Origin of the sequence: Streptomyces pseudovenezuelae, from assembly GCF_001513955.1 — a bacterium.
GTDB classification, from domain to species: domain Bacteria; phylum Actinomycetota; class Actinomycetes; order Streptomycetales; family Streptomycetaceae; genus Streptomyces; species Streptomyces pseudovenezuelae.
Genome location: NZ_KQ948147.1, coordinates 1 through 10506 on the forward strand (window position 1 = coordinate 1; position 10506 = coordinate 10506).

10 protein-coding genes are annotated in these 10506 nt (G+C 68.6%); all 10 read left to right on the forward strand.

Annotation, left to right across the window (positions count from 1 at the left end):
• Positions 1-109: 109 nt before the first annotated feature.
• The 10 genes from AQI94_RS16405 to AQI94_RS16450 all read left to right on the forward strand — a co-directional run bounded on the left by AQI94_RS16405 (position 110) and on the right by AQI94_RS16450 (position 10137).
• On the forward strand, positions 110-718 hold the full coding sequence (locus AQI94_RS16405; protein ID WP_031037149.1) for a CDP-alcohol phosphatidyltransferase family protein: 609 nt from the start codon (positions 110-112) through the stop codon (positions 716-718).
• A gap of 114 nt (positions 719-832) precedes the next feature.
• On the forward strand, positions 833-3328 hold the full coding sequence (locus AQI94_RS16410; RefSeq protein WP_031037147.1) for a mannose-1-phosphate guanyltransferase: 2496 nt from the start codon (positions 833-835) through the stop codon (positions 3326-3328).
• 95 nt (positions 3329-3423) lie between these two features.
• Positions 3424-4329, forward strand: a complete 906-nt coding sequence (locus AQI94_RS16415) for a DUF881 domain-containing protein (RefSeq protein ID WP_107064190.1) — start codon at positions 3424-3426, stop codon at positions 4327-4329.
• Positions 4326-4658: a small basic family protein gene (locus AQI94_RS16420; protein WP_003988855.1), complete on the forward strand. Its 333-nt coding sequence runs from the start codon at positions 4326-4328 to the stop codon at positions 4656-4658. Before AQI94_RS16415 ends, AQI94_RS16420 begins: the two co-directional genes overlap by 4 nt.
• Before the next feature lie 5 nt (positions 4659-4663).
• Positions 4664-5521 carry a DUF881 domain-containing protein gene (locus tag AQI94_RS16425; RefSeq protein WP_031037141.1) on the forward strand — a complete coding sequence of 286 codons (858 nt, stop codon included), beginning with the start codon at positions 4664-4666 and terminating at the stop codon, positions 5519-5521.
• A gap of 61 nt (positions 5522-5582) precedes the next feature.
• Positions 5583-6488 (forward strand): FHA domain-containing protein, encoded by a 906-nt coding sequence (locus AQI94_RS42800; RefSeq protein ID WP_078902577.1) that lies wholly within the window; start codon positions 5583-5585, stop codon positions 6486-6488.
• Positions 6489-6506: 18 nt separating this feature from the next.
• On the forward strand, positions 6507-7244 hold the full coding sequence (gene ftsR / locus AQI94_RS16435; RefSeq protein ID WP_031037134.1) for a transcriptional regulator FtsR: 738 nt from the start codon (positions 6507-6509) through the stop codon (positions 7242-7244).
• Positions 7245-7322: 78 nt separating this feature from the next.
• Positions 7323-7796, forward strand: coding sequence for a bifunctional nuclease family protein (locus AQI94_RS16440; RefSeq protein WP_004002801.1), 474 nt, complete (start codon positions 7323-7325; stop codon positions 7794-7796).
• Between the two features lie 263 nt (positions 7797-8059).
• Positions 8060-8704, forward strand: coding sequence for a MerR family transcriptional regulator (locus tag AQI94_RS16445; protein WP_078902576.1), 645 nt, complete (start codon positions 8060-8062; stop codon positions 8702-8704).
• Between the two features lie 56 nt (positions 8705-8760).
• Positions 8761-10137, forward strand: a complete 1377-nt coding sequence (locus tag AQI94_RS16450; protein WP_078902575.1) for a DNA polymerase IV — start codon at positions 8761-8763, stop codon at positions 10135-10137.
• The last annotated feature ends 369 nt before the right edge of the window (positions 10138-10506 follow it).

A 10506-nucleotide genomic window follows, 5' to 3' on the forward strand; every position in this document is an offset into this window, starting at 1 on the left:
TCCTTTTAGAGCTCTGGCTCTTGGGCACGCAGCCCAAGAGCCAGAGCTTTTTTGCGTTGAGGTAGGGTCAGGGGGCATCGTTGGCACGTTTCCCACAGGAGGCCCCCGGGTGGAGGTCCAGGAGACCCGGGTCCAGACGGACCGGGTCCTCACCATCCCCAACATCCTCAGCATGGCGCGGCTCGTTGGGGTGCCGCTCTTCCTGTGGTTGATCCTCCGGCCCGAGTTCGGAGGGCCCAAGAGTGACGGCTGGGCATTGCTGGTACTCGCTCTGAGCGGGATCAGCGACTACCTGGACGGCAAGCTGGCCCGGCGGTGGAACCAGATCAGCAGCCTCGGCCGGCTGCTCGACCCCGCGGCGGACCGCCTCTACATTCTCTCGACTCTGGTCGGCCTCACCTGGCGCGAGATTCTGCCAATCTGGTTGACGGCTGCACTGCTCTTGCGGGAGCTGATGCTCCTGGTGATGGTGGGCATCCTCAGGCGTCACGGTTATCCGCCGCCGCAGGTGAACTTCCTTGGCAAGGCCGCCACCTTCAACCTGATGTACGCCTTCCCGCTGCTTCTGCTCAGTGACGGGACTGGATGGATCTCGTCACTCGCTGCTATTTTCGGATGGGCGTTCGCCGGATGGGGTACAACCCTGTACTGGTGGGCAGGAGTGCTCTATGTGGTCCAAGTCCGCCGCCTGGTCCGTGCGGACGCCAAGGCCGACTGAACTCGCCCATTGGCACGGCCGTAGCGGCTCGATGGCCCCCGGCTGAAAAGTGCGGGACAATCTGGACGGGTGTAGTCGGCTGGACCGTCATCTTTTAAGGAGGACGCTTCCGACATGAAGGCCGTCGTGATGGCCGGAGGCGAAGGCACACGCCTTCGTCCCATGACCTCGAGCATGCCCAAGCCGCTCCTGCCGGTGGTTAACCGGCCGATCATGGAGCATGTTCTGCGGCTGCTCAAAAGGCATGGGCTCAACGAGACCGTCGTCACCGTCCAGTTCCTGGCCTCTCTGGTCAAGAACTACTTCGGTGACGGTGAAGAGCTCGGAATGGAGCTCTCCTATGCCAATGAGGAGAAGCCACTCGGTACCGCCGGAAGCGTCAAGAACGCCGAAGAGGCGTTGAAGGACGATGCTTTCCTCGTCATCTCCGGTGATGCCCTGACCGACTTCGACCTCACCGAGCTCATCAATTTCCACAAGGAAAAGGGCGCGCTGGTCACCGTCTGCCTGACGCGTGTACCCAATCCGCTTGAATTCGGCATCACCATCGTCGACGAGGAAGGCAAGGTCGAGCGCTTCCTGGAGAAGCCGACCTGGGGCCAGGTCTTCTCGGACACCGTGAACACGGGCATCTATGTCATGGAGCCCGAGGTCTTCGACTACGTCGACCCCGATGTGCCCGTGGACTGGTCCGGCGATGTCTTCCCGCAGCTGATGAAGGAAGGCAAGCCGGTCTACGGCTATATCGCGGAGGGGTACTGGGAGGACGTCGGCACGCACGAGAGCTATGTGAAGGCGCAGGCCGACGTCCTGGAGGGCAAGGTCGACGTCGAGATCGACGGTTTCGAGCTCTCCCCGGGCGTATGGGTGGCCGAGGGTGCCGAGGTGCATCCCGACGCCGTTCTCCGTGGTCCGCTGTACATCGGCGACTACGCCAAGGTCGAGGCCGGCGCCGAGATCCGTGAGCACACCGTCGTGGGCTCGAACGTGGTCGTGAAGAGCGGGGCGTTTCTGCACAAGGCCGTCGTGCACGACAACGTGTATGTCGGTCAGCAGAGCAATCTGCGAGGCTGCGTCGTCGGAAAGAACACCGACATCATGCGCGCGGCTCGTATCGAGGACGGCGCGGTCATCGGCGACGAGTGCCTCGTGGGCGAAGAATCGATCATTCAGGGGAATGTGCGGGTCTACCCGTTCAAGACCATTGAGGCCGGTGCCTTCGTCAACACCTCGGTCATCTGGGAGTCCAGAGGTCAGGCGCATCTCTTCGGTGCCCGTGGCGTCTCCGGCATCCTCAACGTCGAGATCACCCCGGAACTGGCGGTCCGGCTGGCCGGCGCCTACGCGACGACCCTCAAGAAGGGTTCGACCGTCACCACCGCCCGCGACCACTCCCGTGGCGCGCGGGCACTGAAGCGAGCGGTCATCTCCGCACTGCAGGCCAGCGCCATCGACGTACGCGACCTGGAGAACGTACCGTTGCCCGTGGCGCGGCAGCAGACCGCGCGAGGGAGCGCCGGCGGGATCATGATCCGGACCACGCCCGGGGTGCCGGATTCCGTGGACATCATGTTTTTCGACGGGCGGGGCGCGGACCTCTCCCAGGGCAGCCAGCGAAAGCTGGACCGGGTGTTCGCGCGGCAGGAGTACCGGCGCGCGTTCCCCGGCGAGATCGGGGATCTGCACTTCCCCGCGAGTGTCTTCGATTCGTACACCGGCTCGCTGCTGCGGAACGTCGACATCACCGGCGTTTCCGAGGCGGGGCTGAAGGTCGTCGTGGACGCGTCGAACGGCAGCGCGGGACTGGTGCTGCCGAGTCTGCTCGGGAAGCTCGGGGTGGACTCGCTGACCATCAACCCGGGGCTCGACGAGTCCAGGCCGACGGAGACGGCGGACGCCCGGCGGTCCGGGCTCGTGCGGCTGGGCGAGATCGTGGCGTCCGCGCGGGCCGCCTTCGGTGTGCGGTTCGACCCGGTGGGTGAGCGGCTGTCCCTGGTGGACGAGAAGGGCCGCATCATCGAGGACGACCGCGCGCTGCTCGTCATGCTCGACCTGGTGGCCGCCGAGCGGCGCAGCGGCCGGGTGGCGCTGCCGGTGACCACCACGCGGATCGCCGAGCAGGTGGCGGCGTACCACGGGACGCAGGTCGAGTGGACGACCACCTCGCCCGACGATCTGACCCGGGTCGGACGCGACGACTCGACGATCTTCGGCGGTGACGGCAAGGGCGCCTTCATCATTCCGGAGTTCAGCAGTGTCTTCGACGGTACGGCGGCCTTCGTACGGCTGATCGGGCTGGTGGCGCGGACGCAGCTCACGCTCAGCCAGATCGACGCGCGGATTCCGCGGGCGCATGTCCTCAAGCGGGATCTGGCGACCCCGTGGGCCGTCAAGGGTCTGGTGATGCGCAGGGTCGTGGAGGCGGCGGGCGATCGCTTTGTCGACACGACCGACGGTGTCCGGGTCGTGGAGACCGACGGGCGCTGGGTGATGGTGCTGCCGGATCCGGCGGAGGCGGTCACCCATCTGTGGGCCGAAGGGCCCGACGACGCGTCCGCGCAGGCCCTGCTGGACGAGTGGTCGGCGGTCGTGGACAGCGCCGGCCGCTGAGCCACGCACACGCGCGTGCCGGACATGTGTCCCCAAGGGGGCCTGTCCGGCACGCCGATGGGGCCATTCGGAGGTAGGGGCCGCGACGTGCGACGATGTGCGGCATGCCGCAGCAGCCCCCCATTCGGAGCACCCCCACGCGCCCGTCGCGCCCGGACGCCTCCATGTCGCTGCTCACCAACGTCATGGACCACAGCCTCGACGACGGGTACGCCGAGGCCTCGGCCCGCAAGAAGGCGGCCGGTGACGGTGGGCTGCCCAAGACGTTGCGGGCCAGGCTGGGACTGGCCCTCGGGCTGGTGCTCGCCGCTCTCGTGGTGACCGTGGGGGCCGCGCAGGCGCGGGTGGCCGCTCCGGTCGTGGCCAAGGAGCGCGAGGAGCTCATCGACCGTATCGACCGCGAGACCGATACGGCGGACAAGCTCGAGGAGAGCGTCGACCAGCTGCGCGACGACGTGGGCACGCGGCAGCGAGAGGCGCTCAAGCACACGGGCGACAGCGGTCAGGCCGACCTCGTGGGCATCCTCTCGGGCGCCGTGGAGGTGCACGGCCCGGGCGTCAAGCTGGTCGTGAACGACGCCAAGGAAGCCAGTACGGGGGGCGACGGGAACCCGCGCGAGACATCGGGGTTCTCCGACACCGGCCGGGTGCGTGACCGTGACATGCAGCGGGTCGTGAACGGGCTGTGGGAGTCGGGCGCGGAGGCCATCTCCATCAACGGACAGCGGCTGACCGCGCTGTCGGCGATCAGGGCCGCGGGTGACGCGATACTGGTCGACAACAAGCCTTTGGTTCCGCCGTATACGGTGCTTGCGGTGGGGGACGGGCAGCGGCTGAGCACCAGGTTCCAGGACAGTGCCGACGGGCTGTATCTGCACGCCCTGCAAGAGAACTACGGCATCCGGACCGCCATCTCCGCGGAGGACGACCTCCGGCTGCCGGCCGCACCGAGTGTGATCGTACGTACAGCAGAGCCGAGAACTGAGAAGGGCACATCGTGATCGCCGTACTGGGCCTCGTCGTGGGAGTCGTGGCCGGCCTGTTGGTCCGGCCTGAGGTTCCGGCGGTCGTCGAGCCTTATCTGCCGATCGCCGTGGTGGCGGCGCTCGACGCAGTGTTCGGAGGGCTGCGGGCCATGCTCGACGGCATCTTCGACGACAAGGTCTTCGTCGTGTCGTTCCTTTCGAACGTGGTCGTGGCCGCGCTGATCGTGTTCCTGGGCGACAAGTTGGGTGTGGGTGCCCAGTTGTCGACCGGTGTGGTCGTCGTGCTCGGCATCCGGATCTTCTCCAACGCCGCGGCGATCCGTCGGCACGTCTTCAGGGCGTGACGCCGATGAGCGGACAGGAAGAGACGCCCGGCAACAGGCTGCGCAAGGAACTGCCCGAGGAACTCCCGGCGACACCGGCCGAGGAGACCGAGACGACCGAGGCGACCGAGGAATCCGGCGCGCCGGCCGCGGAGCCCGGGCTGACCGGCCGGCAGAGGCTTGTGCAGGGGCTCTGGCCGCCGCGTGTGACGCGCGCCCAACTCATCGTCGCCGTCCTGCTGTTCGGCCTCGGATTCGGCCTTGCCGTCCAGGTGGCGTCCAACAGCGACAGCGACAGTGCGCTGCGGGGTGCGAGGCAGGAAGATCTTGTCCGCATCCTCGATGAACTGGACGACCGTACTCAGCGTCTTGAAGACGAGAAGCAGGGCCTCGAGAAGCAGCGGGACGAGCTGGAGAACAGCTCCGACCAGGCCGAGGAGGCCCGGAAGCAGACGGTCGAGAAGGAGCGGCAACTCGGCATCCTCGCGGGCACGGTGGCCGCTCAGGGGCCGGGCATCACGATGACGATCGAGGACAACAAGGGGACGGTCGAGGCGGACATGCTGCTCGACGCGATCCAGGAGCTGCGGGCGGCCGGAGCCGAGGCGATCCAGGTGAACGGCGTACGGGTCGTCGCGGGCACCTATCTGTCGGACTCGGGCAAGAGCGTGAGCGTCGACGGGAACAAGATCACCGCGCCCTTTCGTTTCAAGGTCATCGGCAATCCGCAGGACCTCGAACCGGCGCTGAACATCCCTGGAGGCGTGGTGCAGACTCTTGAGAAGGAGCAGGCCACCATTACCGTCGAGCGGTCGGACAAGATCGTCGTGGACGCCTTGCGAGCGGCGAAGCGGCCTGACTACGCTCGGTCGTCCTCCCAGTGAACCGGGGGTGCATGGGGGGCATCCGGCCAGGGCAAGAGGTTGCGGGGGGTCGGCGCACCGAATGGGTGGTGCGTGGTGGAAACTGTCTGGTGGAAACGGACGTTGTGAGGATGTCCGGGTCGGCCGGTGTGTTCAATCAGGGTTCGTCCTGCCCCACGGGCGGGTCTGTTTCGGTCAAGGGGAATCGCCCGTGAAGTTGTTTGCGAAGTTGTTCGGCAAGAGCGCGCGAGAAGGCAGCGACAACGCGACCGCTCGTCATCGCGCACAGCCCGACGCCGAGGGCCAGCGCCCGCTGTTCCGGGATCAGGTCGCCGGTCAGGGTGGTGACGTTTCCGGAGGTCAGGGCGTGCCCTCTGTTGACCCTGCCCAGTCCGGCGGCATAGGTTTCGGGCAGCCGTCAACCTCAAGTACGGGTGGAGGGTTTTCCCCTATGTCGGCCCTGGTGTGTACGAGGTGCGGTAACCGCAACGCGGAGAACAGCCGCTTCTGCTCCAACTGCGGTGCCCCGCTGCGGCCCGGAGCGGTTCCCGAGCGTCCTTCGGAGACGACCTCCACCATCTCCATCTCGGGTCTTGAGGCCTACGACTCCGAGGTCACCGGCCAGACCCAGATGCCGGCGCTCTCCCCGGAGGCGCAGGCGGCCGTCGACGCGCTCCCGCTGGGCTCCGCGCTCCTGGTGGTGCGCCGTGGACCGAACTCGGGCAGCCGCTTCCTGCTGGACGGCGAGCTGACCACGGCCGGCCGTCACCCGCAGAGCGACATCTTCCTCGACGATGTCACGGTCTCGCGCCGGCACGTGGAGTTCCGCCGCGGTCAGGACGGTTCGTTCACGGTGTCCGACGTGGGCAGTCTCAACGGCACCTACGTCAACCGCGAGCGGATCGACGCGGTCGCGCTGAACAACGGCGACGAGGTGCAGATCGGCAAGTACCGGCTGGTGTTCTACGCGAGCCAGCAGGGCTACTGACCCTCCCAGGGAAGGTCCATGCTTCAAACACCGAGCGGCGGTGCCGGACACGGCACCGCCGCCACGGACAGTGGGCTGATGAGCATCGGCACAGTGCTGAACGTGCTGCGCGACGAGTTCCCCGAAGTGACGATCTCCAAGATCCGTTTCCTGGAGTCCGAGGGCCTCATCGAGCCGCAGCGGACCCCCTCCGGGTACCGAAAGTTCAGCAAGCGGGACGTCGAGCGCCTCGGTCACGTCCTGAGGATGCAGCGGGACCACTATCTGCCGCTCAAGGTGATCCGGGAGCACCTGGACGCCATGGAGCGCGGCGAGGCCGTCGCGCTGCCCACAGTGGGGCGCCAGCGGGACGGAGAAACGGTCCTGGAGGTCGCCGAGGGCCCGACCGCGGCCCGGATCGGCCGGACCGAGCTGCTCGCCGCCGCCGAGATCGGCGAGACGCAGCTGACGGAGTGGGAGTCGTACGGGCTCATCACACCGCTGCCGGACGGGGGCTACGACGCCGAGGCGGTGACCGTGGCCGCGCTCGTCGTGGAGCTGGGGCGGTTCGGGATCGAGCCGCGGCACCTGCGGGCGATGAAGGCGGCCGCGGATCGTGAGGCGGGGCTCGTGGACCAGGTGGTGGCTCCGCTCAAGCGCCACCGCAACCCGCAGACCCGCGCCCACGCGGAAGCCCGGGCCAAGGAGCTCGCGGGGCTCACTGTCAGGCTGCACGCGGCACTTGTCCAGACCGCGCTCGGCGTACGCCTGCCCTGAGGGCACACCGGGCACCGGATCGTCCCCCGTTTCCTGCCCGACTACCCAAACGTCCCGGGCACGGCCTAGGGTTGCTGTGTGAACGAGCTCGATGTCGTAGGTGTCCGGGTCGAAATGCCCTCCAACCAACCGATCGTGCTCCTGCGTGAAGTGGGAGGCGACCGCTACCTCCCCATCTGGATCGGGCCGGGAGAGGCGACGGCGATCGCCTTCGCGCAGCAGGGCATGGCCCCCGCACGACCGCTCACGCACGACCTGTTCAAGGACGTGCTGGAGGCGGTCGGCCAGGAGCTCACCGAAGTGCGCATCACGGACCTGCGTGAGGGCGTCTTCTACGCGGAGCTGGTCTTCGCCAGCGGGGTCGAGGTGAGCGCGCGGCCGTCCGACGCCATAGCGCTGGCCCTGCGCACCGGGACGCCGATCTACGGCAGCGACGGGGTGCTCGACGACGCCGGCATCGCGATCCCGGACGAGCAGGAGGACGAAGTGGAGAAGTTCCGCGAGTTCCTCGACCAGATCTCCCCCGAGGACTTCGGCACCAGCAGCCAGTGAGGCAGTCGCGGCCGATCCGGCGGATCAGTGGTCCGTGACGGGTCGGCCGTGTCCGGTCGCCACCAAAATGCTGGCATTTGCCACCGGCGCGTGAGAGCGTCCTGCGGCCCGTTCGGAGCGCATTCGGCTAGCCTTTCCCCGCGATGAGGTACGGCAAACCACTCCTAGGGTGATTATCACTCGGCGTGCCGAGTGTGGCGATCGTTGACGCACCCCTGGTGACTGCCTACCGTCGAGAAGGCAGGTCAAGGACGGAGGTCGGCGTGAGAAGCAGCGGCGACGGTACGGCTGGGGGTGCCCCCGGACGGAGTCTCGGGGCGAGCGGTCCGTACCCGCTTCACAGCAGCGCGGCCGATCACGCTCCGCAGCGACCTACAGCCGTGCCGAGCAGCGGAGGGGCGACGTCCATGGCGTCCGAGCAGATCGGCTATCGCGGTCCTACGGCGTGCGCGGCGGCCGGTATCACCTATCGGCAACTCGACTACTGGGCGCGCACCGGGCTCGTGGAGCCGAGCGTGCGGCCCGCCCACGGGTCGGGGACGCAGCGGCTCTACAGCTTCCGGGATGTCGTCGTCCTCAAGATCGTCAAACGGTTCCTCGACACCGGCGTGTCCCTGCAGAACATCCGCACCACCGTCCAGCACCTGCGGGAGCGCGGGTTCCAGGACCTGGAGCGCATGACGCTCATGAGCGACGGGGCCACGGTCTACGAGTGCACCTCGCCCGACGAGGTGCACGCGCTGCTCCAGGGCGGCCAGGGGGTCTTCGGGATCGCCGTGGGCGTCGTGTGGCGGGATGTCGAGAGCGCGCTGTCGCAGCTGCACGGGGAGCGCATCGACACCGGGGAGACGCTCATCGGGCACAACCCCGCGGACGAGCTGGCCAGGCGCCGCAACCGGGCGGTCTGAGCCTGTCCCGCGTCTGCGGCGGGGCATTGTCAGTGGCGTAGGGCAGCATCGGACATGTGAGAAAAGCGCCCACGATCCTGCATCTCGACATGGATGCCTTCTACGCCTCGGCGGAGCAGGCGTCCAAGCCGAGCCTGCGGGGGAAGGCCGTCGTCGTGGGCGGGCTGGGGCCGCGGGGAGTGGTGGCCACCGCGTCCTACGAGGCACGGGTGTTCGGGGTGCACTCGGCGATGCCCATGGGCCAGGCGAGACGGCTCGCGCCGAACGCCGCGTATCTCGTGCCGCGCTTCGGGTTCTACAAGGCGATCAGCGAGCAGGTGATGGGGCTGCTGCGGGAGCTGTCGCCGCTGGTGGAGCCGCTGAGCCTGGACGAGGCGTTCGTGGATCTGGAGGCCGGTGGAGCGGCCTGGGACGACGCGTCGGCGCGACTGGTCGGGGCGAGGCTGCGGGGCGACATACGGGCCGTCACGGGGCTCACGGGATCGGTGGGGCTGGCCGCGTCCAAGATGCTCGCGAAGATCGCCTCCGAGCAGGCCAAGCCGGACGGGCTGGTGGTGATCGAGCCGGGCACCGAGCGGGCGCTGCTCGGACCGCTGTCGGTGCGGACGCTGCCGGGGGTGGGGCCGGCGACGGGGGACCACCTGCGGCGGGCCGGGATCCATACCGTCGACGAGATCGTCGAGGCGGGGGAGGACGAGCTCGTACGGCTGCTCGGGAAGGCGCACGGGCACGGGCTGTACGCCATGGCGCTGGCGCGGGACGAGCGGGCCGTGGTGGCGGAGCGGGAGGCGAAGTCGGTCTCGGTGGAGGACACGTACGACGTGGACATCCACGACCGGGTCCGGGTGGGGCTGGAGGTGCAGCGGTTGGCGGACCGGTGTGTGCGGAGGTTGCGGGGGGCCGGGCTGTCGGGGCGGACCATCGTGCTGAAGGTGCGGCGATACGACTTCTCGACGCTCACGCGGTCCGAGACCCTGCGGGGGCCCACGGATGATCCCGCGGTGGTGCGGGAGGCCGCCCTGCGGTTGCTGGAGGGCGTCGACTCGACGGGGGGTGTGCGGTTGCTGGGGGTGGGGGTCACCGGGCTCGCCGACTTCACTCAGGAGGACCTGTTCGCCCAGGCCGCGGAGGCCGCTGGGGCCGCTGGAGAGGGGGTGGATCATGCCGTCGAGCAGGCGGCTGACGACGTCCCCGCCGAGGAGCGGGACGTGTTGGTCGAGCGGCGGTGGGTTGCCGGTCATGACGTGCGGCACGCCCAGTACGGGCACGGGTGGGTGCAGGGGAGCGGGCTGGGGCGGGTGACCGTACGGTTCGAGACGCCGGATTCGGAGCCGGGGCGGGTGCGGACGTTTCTCGTCGACGATCCCGCGCTGGAGTCGGCTGATCCGTTGCCGTTGGTCGAGGTGACGGGTGCCCGTCCGCACCGTCTGTGACGGGTCTGTCGTCGGGTGGGGGTGGCTGCGCCGGGCTGGGGGCGGGGTCAGCGGGGCGGGCAGGGCGCTTGGCGGGGCCAGGGCGCCGGCCGAGGGCGGCGCATGTGTGGAGCGCGCGGACCTGAGGTGGGCTGTTGGGCGTCCGGAGGGGGAGTGTCGGGGGTGTAAGTGCGGTTTGGGGGGCGTACAGCGCGGGGTGCCGGGTGTGTTGGCGGCTTCGGTCTGGCTCTCGGTGTCGGTCAGGCGTGGCCTTGGGCGCAGAGGGCTGGGTGTGGGGTCGCGCGGGCAGACAGGGTGCGGCTCGCGTTGGTCCGGCAGGTCTTGGGGGGTGTGCTGCTGGACTGCGAGGGTTCGGGGATTGGACGGCCC

Excerpts from the sequence above, each read along its gene's own strand:
- AQI94_RS16425 (WP_031037141.1), top strand. The coding sequence starts at position 4,664 with ATGAGCGGACAGGAAGAGACGCCCGGCAACAGGCTGCGCAAGGAACTG.
- ftsR (WP_031037134.1), top strand. The coding sequence starts at position 6,507 with ATGCTTCAAACACCGAGCGGCGGTGCCGGACACGGCACCGCCGCCACG.
- AQI94_RS16410 (WP_031037147.1), top strand. The coding sequence starts at position 833 with ATGAAGGCCGTCGTGATGGCCGGAGGCGAAGGCACACGCCTTCGTCCC.
- AQI94_RS16415 (WP_107064190.1), top strand. The coding sequence starts at position 3,424 with ATGTGCGGCATGCCGCAGCAGCCCCCCATTCGGAGCACCCCCACGCGC.
- AQI94_RS42800 (WP_078902577.1), top strand. The coding sequence starts at position 5,583 with ATGGGTGGTGCGTGGTGGAAACTGTCTGGTGGAAACGGACGTTGTGAG.